Raw genomic sequence first — 19,542 nt, forward strand, 5'->3', positions numbered from 1 at the left:
CAAAGGAGCCCCGCATGAAGCCCCTTGACTCCCTCCTCCACGACGCCCTCGACGTCACGCTGGGCGAGGACGAATCCCAGGCCCGGCGCTGGCGCGATAAGCGCGCCCGCGCCCCGCGCCGCCTGGTCTCCTGGCGCAGCCCGGCCCGCCAGCGGCTGCTCATCGCCGCCTACTTCTCCGCGCTGGCGCTGGGCGTGGTCACGGCGGTGGGCTGCTTCTTCTGGAAGCCGCTGGTCTTTCTGTGGATCCCCGTTACCCTCGCGACGAGCGTCTGCTGGTTCATGATGCGCGCCACCATCGACGGCAAGGACATCGCCCCGGCGGCGGCGCTCGACGAGTACGAGAACCAGGTGCTCCACCGCTGGCGCTCCCTAGCCTACGGCCTCGCCGTATTCTTCCTTCTTCTCCTGGCGTTCGCCCTCATCACCCTAGCCGTCGGGCAACCCGCGGACCTCTCCCGGTGGATCTACTCGCTCGGTTTGTTCACCATCCTCGGCTATCTGGCCGCGGTCTCCCTGCCCGTCGTGGGCTACAGCATCACCTTCCACTCCTCCGACTCAAAGGACTAATCCCATGCTCACCACCCTCTACGCCCGCCACGAGGAGGCCCGCGCCCGCCGCTGGCGCAGGAACCAATTGCGCTCCGGGGACATGCTGCGCTCCTGGCGCCACCGCGCCCCCACCCTGCGGCTCATCGCCGCGCTCTATGGGTGCCAGGCCGTGGCGCTGATCTCCGGGGTGATCGCCCTGTGGTGGACCCCCGCCTTCCTTAGTTGCCTCGCCTTTCTCTTGCTCACCTGCGTCCCCTGGACGCTGCTGCGCCTGACCATCGACACCAAGGACGACGCCCCGGAGTCCGTACTCGACGAGTACGAGCAGCAGGTGATCGCCTCGTGGAACCGCCTCGCCCTGCGCCTGCTGGGGTACTGGGCCTCCTTATGCGCCGCCCTCCTCGCGTTCTCGGGCGCCCTGGATTTCCCCGCTCACCTCGGGGTCTCCCACACCGGATGGAACGTGGTGTTCGGAGAGATCGTGCTCATCAGCTCGCTATCCCTGACTTCCCTGCCCGCCGTGGGCTACGCCCTGACCTTCAACACGGATAAGGAGTAACCGCCATGCCCGCACTCCGCATCGAGGGACTGCACAAGTCCTACGGGGAGCACCGCGTGCTCACCGACATGACCCTGCGCGTCAACGAGGGCGAGATCTACGGATTCGTCGGCTCCAACGGCGCCGGAAAGTCCACCACCATGCGCATCGCCCTGGGCGTGCTCGCCGCCGACTCCGGCCGGGTGCTCCTGGGTGATGCCCCGCTCGACGACGACCTGCGCCGCACCATCGGCTACATGCCGGAGGAGCGCGGCCTCTACGCCAAGGAGCGCGTGGCGGATCAGCTCGTGTTCCTGGGCCGCCTGCACGGCATGACCAAGGCCGCCGCCGCGCGCAGCACGGAGAGCCTGCTCGAACGGCTCGGCCTGGCCGAGCGCGGCGGGGATCGGCTCTCCGAGCTGTCCCTGGGCAACCAGCAGCGCGTACAGCTCGCCGCCTCCCTGGTGCACGACCCCTCCGTGCTCATCCTGGACGAGCCCTTCTCCGGGCTCGACCCGGTGGCGGTGTCCGTGATGAGCGACCTGCTCGCGGATAGGGCCGCCGCCGGGGTGCCGGTGCTCTTCTCCTCCCATCAGCTCGACCTCGTGCAGCGCCTGTGCGATCGCGTGGGCATCATCGCCCAAGGCCGCATGCGGGCCGAGGGCACCGTGGCGGAGCTGCGCCGGCGCGGGGCCCATCGCTACGAGGTGCGCACCACCGCGCGCGGGTGGTATCCGGGCGGCACCGCCGTGGTCGAGGAATCCCCGGAGGCGGTAGTCCTCGAGCTGCACCCGGAGACGGACGAGCAAGACGTGCTGCGCGCCGCCCTGGCCGCCGGTCCCGTGCATTCCTTCGGCCCCCACGTTCCCGATCTCACCGACCTATTCCAGGAGGTTGTGCAGGCATGAGTTACTCACGCGCCACCATCATCCGCACCGTGGCGGCCCAGGAGGTCCGCACCGCCGCGCGCAACAAGGCCATTATCTTCTCCCTCGTCATCATCATGGTGGGCCTGGTGGGAGCCTGCGGGCTGTTCTCCTGGCTCAGCAACCGCGAGGCCACCACGCCCCACCTGGCGCTCGTGGGCATGACGGCCCCGGAGTTCCGGGAACTCTCCGGCACGCCGGGCGTGGAGGTCAGCGCCGCGCCCGGCCGCGAGGAGGCCCTGGGCATGGTCGAGGGGGAGGCGGATGCCGCCCTGATCTACTCCCAGGGCGCCTGGGAGCTGCTTGCCGATGGCACCCCGGACGCCACCATCGCCGCGGCCGCCGAGGCCGCCGCCCAGGCCGAGGCGCACCGCCAGGCGCTGAGCGCCCTCGACGTCTCCCCGGAGGCCTACGCGCAGGCGCTCCCCGCCGCCGAGGTCGCCCACACCAACATCGGAACGGACAAGGACTTCTCCGCCATCGTCTCCACCGTGATCGGGCTGGCCGTGGTGTGCTACTTCATCATGCTCTTCGCCGGAAACATCGGCGGTCGCGTCACCGAGGAGAAGTCCTCCCGCGTCATCGAGATCATCCTCGCCTCCGCCCGCCCGCTGGATTTCCTGGCGGGCAAGCTGGTGGGCAACCTCGCGGTCGGGCTGCTCAGCACCCTGTTGGTCAGCGCCGTGGGGGTGGCGTCGCTCCTGCTCACCGGCCTGGCGGACGATCTCCACTTCCGCTTCTCCCTGGTGCCGTTGTTCGCGGTCACCTACCTGCTCGGCATGCTCTTCTTCGGTTCCCTGTGGGCGGCGGCGGGGTCGCTGGTCAGCCGCACCGAGGACCTGGCCGCCACCCAGTCGCCCCTCCTCGGCCTGGTCTTTGCCACGTTCTACGCCCCCTTCATCGGGATGGACGCCACGGACTCCACCCTCATGCATGTGCTCTCCTGGGTTCCTCCCTTCTCCCTCTCCCTGGCACCCACCCAGTACGCCGCCGAGGAGATGGGGCTGCTGCAGCTCACCGCCAGCTACGCCATCCTGGCGCTGTCCGTGGTGGCGGTGCTGTGGCTGGCCGCCCGGATATACCGCCGCTCGATCCTGCGCAATGGCCAAAAGGGCACCTGGCTGGCGGCCATCCGCGGGAGGTAGCCGCCCCGCGGCCCCCACCCCTACCCCCGCGCCGCCTCGCGTATCGCCTGCATAGGGCGCCTCCCCCGGCCATGTTGTTGGCCGGGGGGAAATTATTGCCCGAAAGAATTTTGCTTCCGTCCACGCATGTGTACACTATCCAACAATCTTGCCCATATAGTGAGTTGACTCACTACTTTATGTCGCACGGATAGGTCAGGAAGTATGACTACTACCACCCCCGGGGCCGCGCCCCACACCCCCACGAGCGAGGAGTTCCGGCAGGCGCACGGCAGCGCCGAGTTCGCCGAGCTGCGCTCCACCATCCGCTCCTTCGCCTTCCCCGTCACCGCCCTGGGGCTTGCGTGGTTTGGCCTCTACATCGCGCTCGCCATGTACGCGCCCGGGCTCTACGGCACCCCGGTGGCGGGCAACATCAACCTCGGCATCGTGCTCGGCCTGCTGCAGTTCCTCAGCACCTTCGCCATCACCTGGGCCTACGTGCGTTACGCGGACCGCAACATCGAGCCCCGCTCCAGCGCGCTGCGCGAGCGCCTCGAGAACCCCCACGCCTGATCGCATAGCACCCAAGGAGGTATCACCATGACCCACATCCTCGCCCAGTCCGATACCGGCAATCCCCTGCTCAACATCGGCGTGTTCGTGGCCTTCATCGTCGTGACCATGACGATCGTCATGCGCGTGGGCCGCACCACCACTAAGGCCTCGGACTTTTACACCGGCGGGGCCAGCTTCTCGGGCAGGCAAAACGGCCTCGCCATCGCCGGGGACTACCTCTCCGCCGCGTCCTTCCTCGGCATCGTGGGCGCCATCGCGCTCACGGGCTACGACGGCTTCCTCTACTCCATCGGCTTCTTCGTGGCCTGGCTCGTGGCGCTGCTGCTGGTGGCGGAGCCGCTGCGCAACACCGGCAAGTTCACCATGGCGGACGTGCTTTCCTTCCGCCTCAAGCAGCGCCCGGTACGCATCGCGGCGGCCCTGGCCACGCTCTTCGTCTCCCTCTTCTATCTCATCGCCCAGATGGCGGGCGCCGGGGCGCTGGTCTCCGTGCTCCTGGACATCCACGAGAAATCCGCCCAGGCCCTCGTGATCGCCGTGGTGGGCGTCATCATGACGGCCTACGTGCTCATCGGCGGCATGAAGGGCACCACCTACGTGCAGATGATCAAGGCCGTGCTGCTGTGCAGCGGCGTGCTCATCATGACCGTCATCATCCTGGTGATCGTCCGGGGCAACTTCTCCGAGCTGCTGCGCATGGCCGTGGACCAGCACGGCGGCAACGCCGCGATCCTGGAGCCGGGCATGAAGTACGGCGCCACGAGCACCTCCAAGCTGGACTTCATCTCCCTGGGCCTGGCCCTGGTCCTGGGCGTGGCGGGGCTGCCCCACGTCCTCATGCGCTTCTACACGGTGCCCACCGCGCGCGAGGCCCGCAAGTCCGTCACCTGGGCCATCGTGCTCATCGGCGGCTTCTACCTGCTCACCCTGCTCCTCGGGTACGGCGCCGCCGCGCTCGTGGGCCCCGAGGCCATCAAGGACGCCCCCGGCGGGGCCAACGCCGCCGCTCCCCTGCTGGCCCTGGCGCTGGCCGGGCCGATCTTCATGGCGCTCATCTCCGCCGTGGCCTTCGCCACCGTGCTGGCCGTGGTGGCGGGCCTGGCCATCACGGCCTCCGCCTCCATCGCGCACGACATTTACGACGCCGTGCTGCGCGACGGCAAGGCCACCCCGGAGGAGCAGGTGCGCGTCTCCAGGATCACCGTGATCGTCATCGGCGTCGTCTCCACCGTCCTGGGCATCGCCGCGATGGATCAGAACGTGGCCTTCCTGGTCTCCCTGGCGTTCTGCATCGCCGCCTCCGCCAACGTCCCCACCATCCTGTTCTCCCTCTACTGGAGGCGCTTCAACACCACGGGGGCGGTGGCCTCGATGGTCACCGGCCTGGCCTCCTCGCTGATCCTCATCGCCTTCTCCCCCGCGGTATCCGGCTCGCCCACCTCCGTCATCCCCGGCGCGGACTTCGCCTGGTTCCCGCTCTCCAACCCCGGGCTGATCTCCATTCCCCTGGGCTTCCTCGCCGCCGTGGTGGGCACGTACCTCGGGCACCCGGACCACCTGGATCACCTCCAGGCGGAGATGGAGGTGCGCTCGCTCACCGGGGTGGGCGTGGAGGCGCCCATCGAACACTAGCGGCGCCCATCGACCGAAAGCACCGGCACCAAGGCCGGGGTTCTCCGACGCTCTACGCGCTCAGGGAGCCCCGGCCTTACCGCGCCGCTATCTACTCACGCCGGGAATGGCATCCACGACGCAGGAAAACATGTTCAGCTCCAGGTTGCCGCCGTTTTTCGTGCATCATGTCGCGGGCGATCTTCCCCGGGGGTGTCCTGCGGATACCACTCAAAAGGGGGATCTACCCGCATCGTCTGTATCCGTATCCGGCCGTTGGAAAGAGTGTGCCGCACGGCCTCCTCGACCTGATCGACGGTGGGAGGACAGCAACCCTCCTCGAAGATCTCCATGACCTCATAGAAATTCAACCACTCCCCGGTCTCCTTGATTCTTTCGTCCAGCCTTTCCGGGAGGGACTTTTCCTCCATGCTCACCACGCTCGCATCATTCGCGTCACTCGCCGCCCCGCCGGAGGCACTGTCCGGCCAAAACACGACGCCCCCAGTATGCCCCCATGCACCGCGAGCCACCCCCGGGTAGGGTTTTCTATACAGTGAACGAAAATCCGAGGAGCCCCATGCACAACCGCACCTGGATACTGCTGCTCATCGTCATGGCCCCGCAGCTGGGGCTGTCCCTGGTCAACCCCGCCAACTCCACCATCGCCGCCGACCTCGGCGCGCCGCTGGGCCAGGTGGAGGCCACCCTCACCGCCTACATGGCGGGCTACGCCCTGAGCATGTTCGCCTCCGGCACCCTGGCGGATCGCTTCGACGCCCGCCGCCTGCAGTCCCTCGGCCTCGCGCTCTTCGCCCTCGGCGGGCTGCTCGCGGCCGTGGCCCCCAGCGTCGCGGCGCTGGGGGCGGGGCGCTTCCTCCAGGCCCTCGGCGGCACCTCCGCCACGGTGCTGTGCCGGATCATCGTGCAGCGCCACTACCCCGCGAGCGCCCGCGTGGGCGTGCTGGCCTCCATGTCCATGGTCATCTCGCTCACCCCGGCGCTGTCTCCCCTGGCCGGGGGCGTGCTCGCGCAGTTCGCCCCCTGGCGCGCGCTCTTCCTGCTCACCTCGGCCTTCGCCCTGGCGCTGATCCCCGCCATCGAGCTCGCGCTGAGGCCCGCCCCGCCGGAGAGCCCCGCGCTGCCCTCGCCGGGCGAGGTGGGCCGCGCCCTCGCGCAGGCCCTCCACGACCGGGGCTTTCGTTGGTACGCCTGCTGCATCTGCCTGGTGTGGATGACGTACTTTGGCTTCATCCAGTCCTCCAGCACCCTGCTGCAGCATCACCTGGGGCAGTCCGCCCTCGCCTACGGCGCGCTCATGGCCGTGCCCGCGCTGGGGTACCTGGCGGGCAGCGTGATGGTCAAGCGCGCCGCCTCGGTGGGCGCGGCGGTGGCCCGGGCCGTCCGCCTCGGGGCGGCGGGGCTGGCGGCCACGGTGGGCGCCGCCTACCTGATGCTGCCTCCCCCGGCGCTGGTGCTGTGCCTCGCGCTCGCCTTCGTGGGCGTGGGCGCCGTCATCCCCTACGCCCAGGCCGGGCTGCTGGGGCTGGACGTGGAGTACGCCGGGCTCACGGCGGGGTTCTTCTTTTTCCTCCAGATGGCCTCCGGGGCGCTGTACTCGGCCCTGCTCGGCGCGCTGCACCCCGGCACTGCCACGGCCCTCCTGTGGGCGGTGGTCCTCCCCCAGGGGGTGCTCACCGCCGCCTTCGCGCTCTCACGCCTGCGTGGTTCCGGAGTCTAGGTCGCCCGCGCCCGGCCCCAGGAAGCGGCTGGCGAGCCGGGCGAACAGCTCCGGGTCCCCGGTGGTCTCGAAGCGGCGCACCGGGATCCCCGGCTCGGCCGACCCCGCACCAGTGGCCAGGAGGTCGCGCTGAGAGAGCGCCTTGAGCACGTCCTTGGTGGCCTCCTCAGCGGAGGAGACCAGGGCCACGTTGTCCCCGATGGCAAGCTGGATCACGGCGGAGAGCAGCGGGTAGTGGGTGCAGCCCAGCACCAGGGTGTCCACCTCCTGCTCCCGCAGCGGGGCCAGGTACTCGCGGGCCACCTCGAGGATCTCCGGTCCGGAGGTCACTCCCTTTTCCACGAAGGGGACGAACTCCGGGCAGGCCTGGGCGGTGACGCGCACGCCGGGGTTGATGGAAAAGAGATCCTGGTAGGCGCCGGAGTTGATGGTGCCCTGGGTGCCGATCACCCCGATCCGCCCGTTGCGGGTGGTGGCCATGGCGCGGCGCACGGCGGGGTGGATCACCTCGATCACGGGGACGTCGTAGCGCTCCCGGGCGTCGTGGAGAAAGGAGGCGGACGCCGTGTTGCAGGCGATCACCAGCATCTTGCAGCCGCGCTCCACCAGATCGTCCGCGATGCGCGTGGCGTGGCTGCGCACCTGCGCGATGGGCAGGGGCCCGTAGGGGCCGTGGGCGGTGTCTCCGATGTAGATGATGGACTCGTGGGGCAATTGGTCCATCATGGTGCGCGCCACGGTCAGGCCGCCGAGGCCGGAGTCGAACACGCCAATGGGGGCGTTGCGTACTGAGGTATCCGTATCCACGCCGGTTAATCCTACGCCCCGGGCCGCGCGACATGGCCTCGCCGGCAGCGGCCCCGCCGGCAGTCGTCGGCCTCAGCTCGCGGCGTCGGCCCGCGGAAGCGCCTACCATCGCTCAGAGAGACTTTTTCGTCGCTTGGAAAGGCGCACCCATGAGCCACACCGTTGCCCTCCCCGGCACCGATCTCCGCGTATTCCCCCTCAACCTGGGCGGCAATACCTTCGGCTGGACGGCGGACGAGGCCGCCAGCCACGCGATCCTGGACGCCTACGCCCACGGCGGAGGGAACTTCATCGACACCGCGGACGTCTACTCGGCCTGGGTCCCGGGCAACCGGGGCGGGGAGTCCGAGGCGATCCTGGGCTCCTGGTTGGGCGCGCTGCCCGCCCACCGGCGCGAGGAGATGGTCATCGCCACCAAGGTGGGATGCCTGGAGCCTCACTCCGGGCTGCGCTCGGCGGACATCCTCGCCGCCGCCTGTGCCAGCCTGGACCGCCTGCGCACCGAGACCATCGACCTGCTCTACCTGCACTTCGACGACGAGGACGTGCCCGTCGAGGAACAGGTGGCGGCCTGCTGCGACCTGGTCAAGCGCGGCCACGCGCGCTACATCGGCCTGTCCAACTACTCCCCGCAGCGCATGCGCTCCTTCCTTAGCGCCGCGCGCGGCACCGAGGCGGCCCCGGTGGCGATCCAGCCGCACTACAACCTGCTGCACCGCCGCCACTACGAGCAGGCGCTGCGCCCGCTGGCCCGCGAGTACCACGCCTCGGTGTTCCCCTACTATTCCCTGGCCTCCGGGGTGCTCACGGGCAAGTTCCGCCGCCCCGAGGACGCCGCCGGGACCGCCCGCGAGTCCGCCACCGCCGGGCTGCTCACCGAGGAGGTGCGCGGCGTGCTGGACACCCTGGAGCGCCTGGCCGCGCTGCACGACGCCGCCCCGGCCACCATCGCGCTGGCCTGGCTGCGCGCCAAGGGGGTGGCCGCGCCCCTGGCCTCGGCGTCCCGCCCCGAGCAGCTCCCCGACCTCATGGCGGTGGCCGAGACGGCGCTCTCCCCCTCCGAGGTGACGCAGCTCGACGCCGCCTCCCAGCCCTTCGCCTGAGCAGGCCCCCGCACCGGGGCCGCTCCTAGGGCTGGACCGGGCGGGGCGCTACCTCCCGGTCCCTGGCCTCCGCGCGCGGCTGCGGGTCGTCCGAGGTAATCACCATCGCCGCCAGGATTCCGCCCAGGGCCCCGAAGAGGTGCCCCTGCCAGGACACCCCGGCCGTTCCCGGCAGCACCCCCCAGATCAGGTACGAGTACGCCGAGCCGAGCACCACCCCCAGCAGGATCTGGCGCAGGCTGCGGTTGAACAGGCCCCGCACCACCAGATAGGAGAGCCAGCCGTAGACCAGGCCGGAGGCCCCGATGTGGGTGGTGCCCACCCCGCCGGTGAGCCACATGCCCAGGCCCGCGCAGACCACCACGATGCCGGTGACCTCCCACCAGGTGCGCGGGCCCGTGACCCCGATGAGGAAGCTAAAGATCGCGCCCGGCACCGTGTTGGACATCAGGTGGGTGGAGTCCCCGTGCACCAGCGGGGCGGTGAAGATGTGCCACAGGCTGGACACGTCGCGCGGGTGCACGCCGAGGGCAAAGAGGGTGTGGTCAAAGAGCAGGACGTTGATCGCGTGCACCGCCCAGATCGCCACCACGTAGGCGGCGCCAAAGCCCAATCCGGAGGCCAGCCGGGAGCCCGCCCTCATGCGCGGATCTCCGAGTAGGCGGTGACCCCGAGGTCCCCGCCGGGGGCGGCGCTGCGCACGGCGTCCACGATCGCGGCCTGCACCGCGTGCGCGGCGCCCGCGCACAGGTGCGCCAGCACGCGCGTCTCCACGCCCAGCGGCTGCCAGGCGGTGGAGAGCGCGAAGAGGGTGTCGCCGTCCATCGGCAGGTGCGCCGGGCGCACGGCCCGGGCGATGCCGTCGTGCCCGGAGATCGCCAGGCGCTTGGCCTGGGCCGCCGTCACCGGGGCGTCCGTGGCGATGACCCCGATGGTGGTGTTCAGCGCGCCCGCCGGGGCCCTGAGCTTGGAGAAGGCATCGGCGTCCACCCGCGCGGAGGGATCGCCCCACAGGGTTCCGTCCTCGGGGTTGACGGCCTCGCCCACGGGGTTGGCCACCACCAGGGCGGACACGCGGTAGTCCCCCACCCCGATGGCGGCCTGCCCCACGCCCCCGCGCAGGCGCCCGGCCATCGCGCCGCAGCCCGCGCCCACGCTACCGCTGCGCCGCTGCGAGGCCACCCGGTAGGAGTCCTTGAGCGCCTCCACTCCCTGCGCGGCCCCCGGCAGGGTCTGCTTGCCCACGAGCAGGTCGAAGATCACCGCGCCCGGCACGATGGGTATACGGATGTCCTTGGTCGCGAGGAAACCCACCTTGCGCTGGGCCAGGCCGCGCATCACGCCGTCCGCGGCCGCCAGACCAAAGGCCGAGCCTCCCGCCAGCGTGATCGCGTGCACCCGCTCCACGGTGTTGTGCGGATCGAGCAGGTCCGTCTCCCGGGTGCCGGGCCCGCCGCCGCGCACGTCCACGGCGGCCAGGGCGCCGTCGGCGTCCAGCACGCGGATCACGGTCACCCCCGTGCTCTCCATGCCGTGATGGCCCACGGCCAGGCCGGGAACATCGGTCAACTCACCGCTCATCGCTCTCCCATCATCGCGTCCAACAAGGAATCCTGGTGGTAGGCCAGCCATTCCACCAGGCGCTCGGTGTCCGGCACCGCGTCCGGCGCCCCGTCCTGGGCAGGGTCCTGGGCGCCCGCGGCCACGTACAGGCGCAGGTCGTTGACCGCCGCCAGCCAGCGGTGCGCCTGGGGCTCCTCCAGGGTGACGTTCACCGAGCCGTCCGGGCCCAGGGCCTGCACCACCTCCTGGAGGTTGTCCAGCTTGGCGCGCACGATGTCGTTCTCGTGGAGCGAGCGCAGCAGGGAGGCGTCCCCCTCGAACTCCTCGTCGCCCGCGCGCTGGAAGTCCGGCAGCAGCCGGGCCAGCGCGGGGTCCTCGGGGGCCTCCTTGTGGCCCGCGGCCATGCCGGTCAGCTCGGCCAGCTCGTCCTTGGGCGCGGAGCGCACCCTCTCGATCAGCGCCTCGGAGACCGCCGAGGCCAGGTTGCCCAGCACCTCGCGCTCCATCGGGTCGAGCACCGTGGAATACTTCGGCGCCCGCATGAGGCTCTTCTTCCTGCGCCATTGCTGCATGGGGTGGTACCTACTCCTCGCGTGGCCGGGGCGGTTAGCCGGCCTGCTGCATCGTCGCCCACAGGCCCGCCACCTGGAGCTTCTTCACGTCCGCCTCGACCTTGTCGCGCTCGCCGGCGGAGACCGCCGCCTTGCCCTCGGTGTGCACCTGCATCATCAGCTCGGTGGCGCGCTTGCGGTCGTAGCCCAGCACGGTCTGGAACACGTAGGCCACGTAGCTCATCAGGTTGACGGGATCGTCCCACACCACGCACACCCAGGGCAGGTTCTCCGAGGCGGCCACGTCGACCTGGATCTCCTCATCCAATTCGGGCACGGCCATCGGGGAACTCATGGCAACGGGACAATTCATGCCACACAGCCTAGTCAACGCCTCATCGCGGCGCGAGGCCGCGCCCCGGCCCCTTTCATTCCTCAAAAACTATGGGGCGCGGGGGCGGGCGGGACTAAGATAGTGATGGTGATAACGACGAACACCCCCGGTACCGCCCTTCCCCGCCAGCGGTCCACCTCCCTGCTCACCGATAAATACGAGCTGACCATGCTCCAGGCCGCCCTGCTGGACGGCACCGCGCACCGCCAGTGCGCCTTCGAGGTCTTTGCCCGGCGCCTGCCCAACGAGCGCCGCTACGGGGTGGTGGCCGGCACCGCCCGCGTGCTCGAGGCCGTCTCGGACTTCATCTTTACCGAGGAGCAGCTCGCCCACCTGGACTTCCTCAACGAGGAGACCCTGGATTACCTGCGCACCTTCCGCTTCTCCGGGCACATCGACGGCTACCGGGAGGGCGAGCTGTACTTCCCGTATTCCCCCATCCTCACCCTGCGCGGCACCTTCGGGGAGTGCGTGATCCTGGAGACGGTCATCCTCTCCATCATGAACGCGGACTCCGCCGTGGCCTCCGCCGCCGCCCGCATGGTCACGGCGGCCGACGGCCGCCCGATCCTGGAGATGGGCTCGCGGCGCACCCACGAGTACGCGGCGGTCTCCGCCTCCCGCGCCGCCTACCTGGGCGGCTTCAGCGCCACCTCCAACCTTGAGGCCTCGCAGCGCTACGGCATCCCCGCCTCGGGCACCTCGGCGCACTCCTGGACGCTGCTGCACATCGACGCCGACGGCCAGCCCAACGAGGCCGCCGCCTTCCGTGCCCAGGTGGAGGCCCTGGGCACGGACACCACGCTGCTGGTGGATACCTACGACATCACGCAGGGCGTGCGCACCGCGATCGAGGTGGCGGGCACCGATCTCGGGGCCGTGCGCATCGACTCCGGCGACCTCGGCGTGATGACCCACCGCGTGCGCAAGCAGCTCGACGAGCTGGGGGCCTACAACACCAAGATCGTGGTCTCCTCCGACCTCGACGAGTTCACCATCGCGGGCCTGCGCGGCGACCCGGTGGATTCCTTCGGCGTGGGCACCTCCGTGGTCACCGGCTCCGGCGCCCCCACCCCCGGCATGGTGTACAAGCTCGTGGACGTGGAGGGGCACCCGGTGGCCAAGCGCTCCCGGGGCAAGGCCATGACCGGGGGCGCCAAGCGCGCGCTGCGCACCCACCGCTCCACCGGCACCGCCATCGAGGAGGTCGTGCTGCCCTTCCACGCCGAGGACCCGGACCTGGGCAACGTCCGTTCCCGCCCCCTGACCATCCCGCTCATGCGCGACGGCGCGGTGGTACCCGGCCTGCCCACCCTGGAGGAGTCCCGCTCCTTCCTGGCCGAGCAGCTCATCACCCTGCCGTGGGAGGGCCTGGCGCTGTCCCGCGACGAGCCCGTGGTGCCCACCCGCTTCGTGGGCTTTCCCTCCCCGGCCTAGCCTCCCGGCGGCGATCCGCGCCGCCACGCCCCACCCGCCGCGACCCGCTCGCTGTGATCTGACGCGGCGTCGGGAACTTTCGCCGGGGGTAGATCGGGGCGGGCCCGGCGCGCGCCGCAGGAACCCGCAGGGGGCGCGCGCCGACCTCTAGGGCATGAGCACTCCCACGGATTCCCCCGAACACCCCTCTCCCCCGGCCGCGCCGCGAGCGCGCGGCGGCACGCTGCGCCCCACGCTGTACCGCATGCATAGCTGGGCGGGCGTGCTCGTGGCCCCCTTCCTCGTGGTCGCGGCGCTGACGGGCCTGCTGTACGCGCTCTCTCCCTCCCTGGAGCAGATCGTCTACCGGGACGCGCTGACCACCTCCGCCACCGGGGAGCGCATCCCGGTCTCCCGCGCCATCGCCGCCGCCCGGGAGGTTCACCCGGACCTCGACCTGGCGGGGGTGCAGGTGGACGAGCGCGCGGACGCCACCATCCGCGTGCTCTTTGCCGATCCCTCCCTGCCCAACTCCGCCTACAAGCAGGCGGTGTTCGTGGATCCCGTGACCGCCGAGGTGGTGGGGGACATGCCCCAGTACGCCTCCTTCGGCTCCCTGCCGCTGCGCACCCTGATCGACCAGGGCCACTCCAACCTCTGGATGGGGGAGCCCGGGCGCTTCTACTCGGAGATGGCCGCCTCCTGGCTCGGGGCTATGGCCCTGACCGGCCTGTTCCTGCTGGTGCAGCGCTGGCGGCGCTCCGTCTCCCAGAAGAACCGCCCCCGGCGCTGGCACTCCCTGGTGGGCCTCGCGTGCGTGCCCGGCTTCCTGTTCCTCACCCTGACGGGGCTCACCTGGTCCGCCACGGCGGGCGGCACCATCGGGGACCTGCGCACGCACCTGGACTGGCGCCCGCCCACTCCGGAGGTCGCCGTTGCTTCCGTGGCCTCCGGCAACCCCGCCGGGGACGCGGGCGCGGACGCCGCCCTGGCCGGGGCTCGGGAGTCCGGGCTCACGGGCGTGCTGGACATGGTGGTCCCCGAGGAGGGGAACGTGTGGTCAGTCACGGAATCCGCCGCGCAGCCGTGGGTGTTCCGCTACGACGCCGTCTCGGTAGACGGGGCCACGGGCGCCGTGGTGGACTCGGTGCCCTTCTCCTCCTGGCCGCTGCCCGCGCAGCTCACCGAGTGGCTCATCCGCTCCCACGTGGGCAGCCTGTTCGGCCTGCTCAACCAGGTAGCTCTGGCGGCCCTGGCCCTGGGGCTGCTCGCCGCCGTGGTGCTCGGCTACGCGATGTGGTGGCGGCGTGGCAAGGGCTCGTCCTTCGGGAGGCTGCCCGCGCCGCGCAGTTGGGAGACCGTGCCGCGCCCCGCGCTGGTCTGCTTCCTGCTCGTCATGGCGGTCTACGGGGTGCTCGCGCCCTACTTCGGCCTCAGCGTGCTGGCCTTCCTGGCCGCCGACGCCCTCTACCGCGCATTCCGGAGGCGTCGCACCCGCCCGCTACACTGAGTGACCATGCCCGATGCCCCGCTGAGTCCCGCCACCGATGACCTGCTCGACGCCGCCGTTGCCGCCCTCGGCGGGGCCCGGCGCGAGGGGCAGGTGCGCATGGCCCGGGCGGTGTCCTCCGCGATGGAGCGGGAGCGCCACCTGGCGGTGCAGGCGGGGACAGGCACCGGCAAGTCCCTGGCCTACCTGGTGCCCGCGCTGCGCCACGCCCAGGCCACCGGGGGCACCGTGATCGTCTCCACCGCCACCATCGCCCTGCAGCGCCAGCTCGTCAACCGGGACCTTCCGCGCCTGGCGGACGCCCTGGAGCCCCTGCTGGAGCACCGCCCCACCTTTGCCATCCAGAAGGGCCGCTCCAACTACCTGTGCCTCAACAAGATCGCCCGCGAGGAGCCCGAGGAGCAGGAGGCCCTGCTGGGCGAGGAGGACCTGGGCTGGCTGGGCCGCCACATCCGCCGGGTCACGGACTGGGCGCAGGAGACCGAGACCGGCGACCGCGACGACCTCGACCCCGGCGTGCCGGACCAGGCCTGGCGCCACGTCTCCGTCTCCGCCACCGAGTGCGTGGGGGCCACCCGCTGCCCGCACGGCGAGGAGTGCTTCGCGGAGCTGGCCCGCCAGGCCACCCGCAACGTGGACGTGGTGGTCACCAACCACGCCCTGCTGGCCATCGACGCCCTCTCGGACGCCCCCGTGCTCCCCGAGCACGAGGTGGTGATCGTGGACGAGGCGCACGAGCTGGACGGGCGTATCACCGCCGTGGCCACCGACCACATCACCCCCGCCGCGCTGCACCTGGCCGCCAAGCGGGCGGGCAAGCTCGGGGCGGACGGGCAGGAGGCCAAGCTCATCGAGGCCGCAAACGCCTGGGACGACCACGTGCCCGCGCTGCCGGCGGGGCGGTGGACCGGCGTGGACGATCACACCCGCAGCCTGCTGGTGGGGTTGCGCGACGAGATCTGGGCCACCCGCTCCCGCATCGCCAAGGCCCCCGAGGGGGAATCCACCAACGCCCCGGAGACCTTTGCCGAGCGGCACAACCTCTCCGCCCACCTCCTGGAGCTGCACGACGCCCTCGTGCGCATGCTGGAGGTCTTTGAGACCTCCGACCCCGGGCAGCAGACCGACGTCGTCTGGCTCACCGTGGACGAGCGGCGGGGCGCCTCCCTCACGGTGGCACCCCTCTCCGTGGCGGGGCTGCTGCACACCCGGCTCTTCGCGGAGAACACCGTGGTACTCACCTCCGCTACCCTCTCCGTGGGCGGCAACTTCGAGGCCCTCGCCGCGTCCTGGGGCCTGCCCAAGGGAACCTGGGACGGCGTGGACGTGGGCACCCCCTTCGACCCCCGGCGCTCCGGGATCATGTACGTGCCCACCGCCCTGCCCGACCCCGGGCGCGACGGCCCCTCGCCCGAGTCCCTCGACGAGATGGCGGACCTCATCACCGCCGCCGGGGGCCGCACCCTGGGGCTGTTCTCCTCGCGGCGGGCCGCCCAGACGGCGGCGGAAAAGCTGCGGCCCCGCCTGCCCTTCGACATCCTCGTCCAGGGCGAGGACAGCACGGGCGCCCTGGTGGAGTCCTTCGCCCGCAACGAGAACACCTGCCTCTTTGGCACCCTCACCCTCTGGCAGGGGGTGGACGTGCCCGGGCGCTCGTGCAGCCTGGTGCTCATCGACCGCATCCCCTTCCCCCGGCCCGACGACCCCCTGCTCCAGGCCCGCAAGGAGGCCGCCGACGCCGAGGGCCGCAACGGCTTCATGGAGATCGCCGCCACCCACGCGGCCCTGCTGCTGGCGCAGGGCGCGGGCCGCCTGCTGCGCTCCGTGGAGGACCGGGGCGTGGTGGCGGTGCTCGACCGGCGCATCGTCACCAAGCGCTACGGGGGGTTCCTGCGCGCCTCCATGCCGCCGTTTTGGCCCACGAGCGACGGGCAGAAGGTGCGCGGCGCGCTGCGCCGCCTGGTGGCCTCCTGACGCGGTGACCGCTGTCCCGCCCCGCCCTAGCCGCGCCCTTCCGGGCCCTCGCCCAGCGGCACGCGGCGGTAGGTTCCTGCCTCCCGCTCGGCGGCCTCGACCTCGTCCCGGGGAATGCCCAGGATGTGTAGCACCTCGTCGAGGAAGGGGTGCGTCACCGCCGTATCGGCCACCTCGCGCAGCGCGGGCTTGGCGTTAAAGGCGATGCCCAGGCCCGCGGCGGAGATCATGTCGATGTCGTTCGCGCCGTCGCCCACCGCCACGGTCTGATCCATGGCGATGTGATTCTCCTCCGCGAAGTCGCGGAGGAAGCGCGCCTTGGCCGCGCGATCCACGATCTGCCCGATCACCCGCCCGGTGAGCTTGCCGTCCGCGATCTCCAGGGTGTTGGCCCGCACGTAGTCCACGCCCAGGCTCTCCGCCAGGTCCTCGAGCACCTGCGTGAAGCCGCCGGAGACCACCGCCACCGTGTACCCCATGCGCTTGAGGGTGCGCACCGTGGTGCGCGCCCCCGGGCTGAGCACGATGTCCCGGGCAACCTCGTCGAGAACCGACTCGTCCAGGCCGCGCAGGGCGGCCACGCGCTCGCGCAGCGACTCCTCGAAGTCGATCTCCCCGCGCATGGCACGCTCCGTCACGCGCGCCACCTCCGCCTCCCGGCCCGCGTGGGCCGCGAGCATCTCGATGACCTCCCCGGTGATGAGGGTGGAGTCGCAGTCGAAGCAGACCAGGCGCTTGGAGCGGCGGGCCAGACCGGCGCGCTCCATCGCCACGTCCACCCCCAGCTCCGCCGTGCGCTCCGCCAGCGCCGTGCGCAGGGCGGCCACCGCCTCCGGGGAGGAGTCCCCCACCGTGATGGAGAACTCCAGGCCGGTGACCGGGTAGTCGGAGATGCCCCGGATGCGGTCGATGTTCGCCCCGTGGTCCGCCATCACGCGGCCCACGGCGGAGACGTCCCCGGCGGAGACGCGGTGCCCCAGCACCACCACGGCGTGCGTGGAGCGGGGGCGCCCGGCGATCTCCTCGGCGCTCCTTTCCACGCTCACGCTCTGACACAGCGGGGCCAGCGCCCGGTTCAGCTCGTCCTCCAGCCCCTCCCCCGCCGCGCCCGGGAGCTCAGCGCTCGGTAGATCCACGAAGGCCGCGAGGGAGAGGCGGCCCCGGAAGTCTGACTGCTCCACGTCGAGGAGCCGGATACTCCGGGCGGCCAGGACCTGAAAGAAGGCTGCCGATACTCCGGGGCGGTTGGGGCCGGTCACGGTAATCACCGCCGGAGCGGTGTCCAACCGGGTACTGGTGGGTTTCTTCTCCATCGCTTCATTCTTGCATACCAAAAGCTCCCTCCGGGGTTAAACGGAGGGAGCTTTTGGTATTTAGTCAGCAGGCGCTAGGCGGGAATTAGTGTCCGCCGCCCGTGTGGGCCTCGCTGCGCATGCGCTCCACCATGTGCGGGTAGTGCAGCTCGAACGCGGGGCGCTCGGAGCGGATACGCGGCAGGGAGACGAAGTTGTGGCGCGGGGGCGGGCAGGAGGTAGCCCACTCCAGGGAGTTGCCGTAGCCCCAGGGATCGTCCACCGTGACGACCTCGCCGTAGCGCCAGGACTTGAACACGTTCCAGATGAAGGGAAGCACGGAGCAGCCCAGCAGGAAGGAGAAGATCGTGGAGACCTGGTTCAGCGTGGTGAAGCCGTCGGTGTCCAGGTAGTCCGCGTAGCGGCGGGGCATGCCCATGTTGCCCAGCCAGTGCTGCACCATGAAGGTGCCGTGGAAGCCCACGAAGGTGATCCAGAAGTGGATCTTGCCCAGGCGCTCGTCCAGCATGCGGCCCGTCATCTTCGGGAACCAGAAGTAGATGCCCGCGAAGGAGGCAAACACCAGGGTGCCGAAGAGGGTGTAGTGGAAGTGCGCGATGAGGAAGTAGGACTCGGAGAGCTGGAAGTCCAGCGGCGGGGAGGCCAGCATGATGCCGGTGAGGCCGCCGAAGAGGAAGGTGGAGATGAAGCCCACGGCCCACACCATCGGGGTCTCCCAGGTGATGTGGCCCTTCCACATGGTGCCCGTCCAGTTGAAGAACTTCACGCCGGTGGGCACGGAGATCAGGAAGGTCATGAAGGAGAAGAAGGGCAGTAGCACCGCGCCGGTGACGAACATGTGGTGCGCCCACACGGCCATGGACAGCGCGCCGATGGACAGGGTGGCAAAGACCAGGCCCACGTAGCCGAACATCGGCTTGCGGGAGAACACGGGGATGACCTCGGAGACGATGCCGAAGAACGGCAGGGCCAGCACGTACACCTCGGGGTGGCCGAAGAACCAGAAGAGGTGCTGCCACAGGATGGAGCCGCCGTTAGCGGGATCGTAGATGTGGCCGCCGAGCTTGCGGTCGTAGAGGATTCCCAGGGCCGCCGCCAGGAGGAGCGGGAAGATCAGCAGCGCGATGACCGAAGCGACGAAGATGTTCCACGAGAAGATCGGCATGCGGAACATGGTCATGCCCGGTGCGCGCATGCACAGGATGGTGGTGACCATGTTGATCGCGGAGGCCACGGTGCCCACGCCGGTGGCGCCCACGCCCACGATCCAGAAGTCCGCGCCCACGCCCGGGGTGTGGATGGCGTCCGACAGCGGGGAGTACATGGTCCAGCCGAAGTCCGCCGCACCGCCGGGGGTGATGAACCCGGCGAGCATGGCCACGATGCCCACCTGGGTGATCCAGAAGCCGAAGGAGTTCAGGCGCGGGAAGGCCACGTCCGGGGCGCCGATCTGCAGCGGCAGCGCGTAGTTGGCAAAGCCCCACACGATGGGCGTACCAAAGGCCAGCAGCATGATGGTGCCGTGCATGGTGAACAGCTGGTTGAACTGCTCGTTGGACAGGTACTGCAGACCCGGCGTAAACAGCTCCGCGCGGATGAGCAGCGCCATCAGGCCGCCCACGAAGAACCACACCATGGACATGATGATGTACATGATGCCCAGTTCTTTGTGGTCGGTGGTGGTCAGCAGCTTCCACATCTTGGAGCCCTTGCGGGCATTGCCTGTTGGCGCGGGACGGACGGGTTCGACGTAATTGTCGAGCCGCGGTGCCACAGCAGTCATTCGATCCTCCTGACTATGAGACAACCCTCGGGAACACAGGGTTATCCAAGTTTTCTAC

The 19,542-nt window shown here is 70.4% G+C and carries 19 protein-coding genes; 11 read left to right on the forward strand and 8 right to left on the reverse strand.

Annotated features, from left to right (window positions below; translation table 11 throughout):
• Positions 1–14 precede the first annotated feature (14 nt).
• The 6 genes from B140_RS0110590 to B140_RS0110615 all read left to right on the forward strand — a co-directional run bounded on the left by B140_RS0110590 (position 15) and on the right by B140_RS0110615 (position 5,350).
• On the forward strand, positions 15–569 hold the full coding sequence (locus B140_RS0110590; protein ID WP_018119329.1) for a hypothetical protein: 555 nt from the start codon (positions 15–17) through the stop codon (positions 567–569).
• A 4-nt stretch (positions 570–573) separates the two neighbouring features.
• A complete protein-coding gene (locus B140_RS13060; RefSeq protein WP_018119330.1) occupies positions 574–1,110 on the forward strand; it encodes a hypothetical protein in 537 nt (178 codons plus the stop codon).
• Between the two features lie 5 nt (positions 1,111–1,115).
• Positions 1,116–1,997, forward strand: a complete 882-nt coding sequence (locus B140_RS0110600) for an ABC transporter ATP-binding protein (RefSeq protein ID WP_018119331.1) — start codon at positions 1,116–1,118, stop codon at positions 1,995–1,997.
• Positions 1,994–3,160: an ABC transporter permease gene (locus B140_RS0110605; RefSeq protein WP_018119332.1), complete on the forward strand. Its 1,167-nt coding sequence runs from the start codon at positions 1,994–1,996 to the stop codon at positions 3,158–3,160. Before B140_RS0110600 ends, B140_RS0110605 begins: the two co-directional genes overlap by 4 nt.
• 204 nt (positions 3,161–3,364) lie before the next feature.
• Positions 3,365–3,715 (forward strand): DUF485 domain-containing protein, encoded by a 351-nt coding sequence (locus B140_RS0110610; RefSeq protein WP_018119333.1) that lies wholly within the window; start codon positions 3,365–3,367, stop codon positions 3,713–3,715.
• A gap of 27 nt (positions 3,716–3,742) precedes the next feature.
• Complete coding sequence (locus B140_RS0110615; protein WP_018119334.1) at positions 3,743–5,350, forward strand: solute symporter family protein; 1,608 nt, start codon at positions 3,743–3,745, stop codon at positions 5,348–5,350.
• Between the two features lie 134 nt (positions 5,351–5,484).
• On the opposite strand, the gene B140_RS0110620 is transcribed toward B140_RS0110615, so the two are convergent.
• On the reverse strand, positions 5,485–5,760 hold the full coding sequence (locus tag B140_RS0110620) for a hypothetical protein (protein ID WP_169332540.1): 276 nt from the start codon (positions 5,758–5,760) through the stop codon (positions 5,485–5,487).
• Between the two features lie 149 nt (positions 5,761–5,909).
• Here B140_RS0110620 and B140_RS12625 point away from each other — a divergent pair, with 149 nt between their 5' ends.
• Positions 5,910–7,070: an MFS transporter gene (locus B140_RS12625; protein ID WP_018119336.1), complete on the forward strand. Its 1,161-nt coding sequence runs from the start codon at positions 5,910–5,912 to the stop codon at positions 7,068–7,070.
• Here the strand turns inward: B140_RS12625 and murI are convergent.
• Positions 7,044–7,877 (reverse strand): glutamate racemase, encoded by an 834-nt coding sequence (murI, locus tag B140_RS0110630; protein WP_018119337.1) that lies wholly within the window; start codon positions 7,875–7,877, stop codon positions 7,044–7,046. The genes B140_RS12625 and murI overlap by 27 nt on opposite strands.
• 149 nt (positions 7,878–8,026) lie before the next feature.
• Here murI and B140_RS0110635 point away from each other — a divergent pair, with 149 nt between their 5' ends.
• Positions 8,027–8,980, forward strand: a complete 954-nt coding sequence (locus tag B140_RS0110635; protein ID WP_018119338.1) for an aldo/keto reductase — start codon at positions 8,027–8,029, stop codon at positions 8,978–8,980.
• A gap of 25 nt (positions 8,981–9,005) precedes the next feature.
• Here the strand turns inward: B140_RS0110635 and B140_RS0110640 are convergent, their stop codons facing one another.
• Genes B140_RS0110640 through clpS form a run of 4 tightly spaced genes read right to left on the reverse strand, consistent with a single transcriptional unit; the run spans position 9,006 to position 11,467 of the window.
• A complete protein-coding gene (locus B140_RS0110640) occupies positions 9,006–9,623 on the reverse strand; it encodes a rhomboid family intramembrane serine protease (protein ID WP_018119339.1) in 618 nt (205 codons plus the stop codon).
• Entirely contained in the window at positions 9,620–10,561 is a 942-nt protein-coding gene (locus tag B140_RS0110645; RefSeq protein ID WP_040426499.1) for a P1 family peptidase, read from the reverse strand. Before B140_RS0110645 ends, B140_RS0110640 begins: the two co-directional genes overlap by 4 nt.
• On the reverse strand, positions 10,558–11,115 hold the full coding sequence (locus tag B140_RS0110650) for a DUF2017 domain-containing protein (protein ID WP_026166243.1): 558 nt from the start codon (positions 11,113–11,115) through the stop codon (positions 10,558–10,560). Before B140_RS0110650 ends, B140_RS0110645 begins: the two co-directional genes overlap by 4 nt.
• A gap of 34 nt (positions 11,116–11,149) precedes the next feature.
• Positions 11,150–11,467 (reverse strand): ATP-dependent Clp protease adapter ClpS, encoded by a 318-nt coding sequence (gene clpS, locus B140_RS0110655; protein WP_026166244.1) that lies wholly within the window; start codon positions 11,465–11,467, stop codon positions 11,150–11,152.
• A 105-nt stretch (positions 11,468–11,572) separates the two neighbouring features.
• Here clpS and B140_RS0110660 point away from each other — a divergent pair, with 105 nt between their 5' ends.
• The 3 genes from B140_RS0110660 to B140_RS0110670 all read left to right on the forward strand — a co-directional run bounded on the left by B140_RS0110660 (position 11,573) and on the right by B140_RS0110670 (position 16,388).
• On the forward strand, positions 11,573–12,925 hold the full coding sequence (locus B140_RS0110660) for a nicotinate phosphoribosyltransferase (protein WP_018119343.1): 1,353 nt from the start codon (positions 11,573–11,575) through the stop codon (positions 12,923–12,925).
• 154 nt (positions 12,926–13,079) lie between these two features.
• Positions 13,080–14,414 carry a PepSY-associated TM helix domain-containing protein gene (locus B140_RS12630; RefSeq protein ID WP_018119344.1) on the forward strand — a complete coding sequence of 445 codons (1,335 nt, stop codon included), beginning with the start codon at positions 13,080–13,082 and terminating at the stop codon, positions 14,412–14,414.
• Positions 14,415–14,420: 6 nt separating this feature from the next.
• The gene (locus B140_RS0110670) at positions 14,421–16,388 is read left to right on the forward strand and encodes an ATP-dependent DNA helicase (protein WP_026166246.1); all 1,968 of its coding nucleotides are present in this window, start codon (positions 14,421–14,423) and stop codon (positions 16,386–16,388) included.
• A 26-nt stretch (positions 16,389–16,414) separates the two neighbouring features.
• Here the strand turns inward: B140_RS0110670 and serB are convergent, their stop codons facing one another.
• Both serB and ctaD read right to left on the reverse strand, forming a co-directional pair.
• Entirely contained in the window at positions 16,415–17,701 is a 1,287-nt protein-coding gene (gene serB, locus B140_RS0110675) for a phosphoserine phosphatase SerB (protein ID WP_018119346.1), read from the reverse strand.
• 85 nt (positions 17,702–17,786) lie between these two features.
• The gene (gene ctaD, locus B140_RS0110680; RefSeq protein WP_026166247.1) at positions 17,787–19,484 is read right to left on the reverse strand and encodes an aa3-type cytochrome oxidase subunit I; all 1,698 of its coding nucleotides are present in this window, start codon (positions 19,482–19,484) and stop codon (positions 17,787–17,789) included.
• Positions 19,485–19,542 lie beyond the last annotated feature (58 nt).

The organism is Corynebacterium mastitidis DSM 44356 (assembly GCF_000375365.1).
Classification (GTDB): Bacteria; Actinomycetota; Actinomycetes; order Mycobacteriales; family Mycobacteriaceae; genus Corynebacterium; species Corynebacterium mastitidis.

Coding starts and splice junctions, on each gene's coding strand:
- B140_RS13060 (WP_018119330.1), top strand. CDS start 574: ATGCTCACCACCCTCTACGCCCGCCACGAGGAGGCCCGCGCCCGCCGC.
- B140_RS0110615 (WP_018119334.1), top strand. CDS start 3,743: ATGACCCACATCCTCGCCCAGTCCGATACCGGCAATCCCCTGCTCAAC.
- B140_RS0110600 (WP_018119331.1), top strand. CDS start 1,116: ATGCCCGCACTCCGCATCGAGGGACTGCACAAGTCCTACGGGGAGCAC.
- B140_RS0110590 (WP_018119329.1), top strand. CDS start 15: ATGAAGCCCCTTGACTCCCTCCTCCACGACGCCCTCGACGTCACGCTG.
- B140_RS0110635 (WP_018119338.1), top strand. CDS start 8,027: ATGAGCCACACCGTTGCCCTCCCCGGCACCGATCTCCGCGTATTCCCC.
- B140_RS0110610 (WP_018119333.1), top strand. CDS start 3,365: ATGACTACTACCACCCCCGGGGCCGCGCCCCACACCCCCACGAGCGAG.
- B140_RS0110670 (WP_026166246.1), top strand. CDS start 14,421: ATGCCCGATGCCCCGCTGAGTCCCGCCACCGATGACCTGCTCGACGCC.
- B140_RS12630 (WP_018119344.1), top strand. CDS start 13,080: ATGAGCACTCCCACGGATTCCCCCGAACACCCCTCTCCCCCGGCCGCG.
- ctaD (WP_026166247.1), bottom strand. CDS start 19,484: ATGACTGCTGTGGCACCGCGGCTCGACAATTACGTCGAACCCGTCCGT.
- B140_RS0110645 (WP_040426499.1), bottom strand. CDS start 10,561: ATGAGCGGTGAGTTGACCGATGTTCCCGGCCTGGCCGTGGGCCATCAC.
- B140_RS0110605 (WP_018119332.1), top strand. CDS start 1,994: ATGAGTTACTCACGCGCCACCATCATCCGCACCGTGGCGGCCCAGGAG.
- B140_RS0110660 (WP_018119343.1), top strand. CDS start 11,573: ATGGTGATAACGACGAACACCCCCGGTACCGCCCTTCCCCGCCAGCGG.
- B140_RS0110640 (WP_018119339.1), bottom strand. CDS start 9,623: ATGAGGGCGGGCTCCCGGCTGGCCTCCGGATTGGGCTTTGGCGCCGCC.
- B140_RS0110620 (WP_169332540.1), bottom strand. CDS start 5,760: ATGGAGGAAAAGTCCCTCCCGGAAAGGCTGGACGAAAGAATCAAGGAG.
- serB (WP_018119346.1), bottom strand. CDS start 17,701: ATGGAGAAGAAACCCACCAGTACCCGGTTGGACACCGCTCCGGCGGTG.
- B140_RS12625 (WP_018119336.1), top strand. CDS start 5,910: ATGCACAACCGCACCTGGATACTGCTGCTCATCGTCATGGCCCCGCAG.
- clpS (WP_026166244.1), bottom strand. CDS start 11,467: ATGAATTGTCCCGTTGCCATGAGTTCCCCGATGGCCGTGCCCGAATTG.
- B140_RS0110650 (WP_026166243.1), bottom strand. CDS start 11,115: ATGCAGCAATGGCGCAGGAAGAAGAGCCTCATGCGGGCGCCGAAGTAT.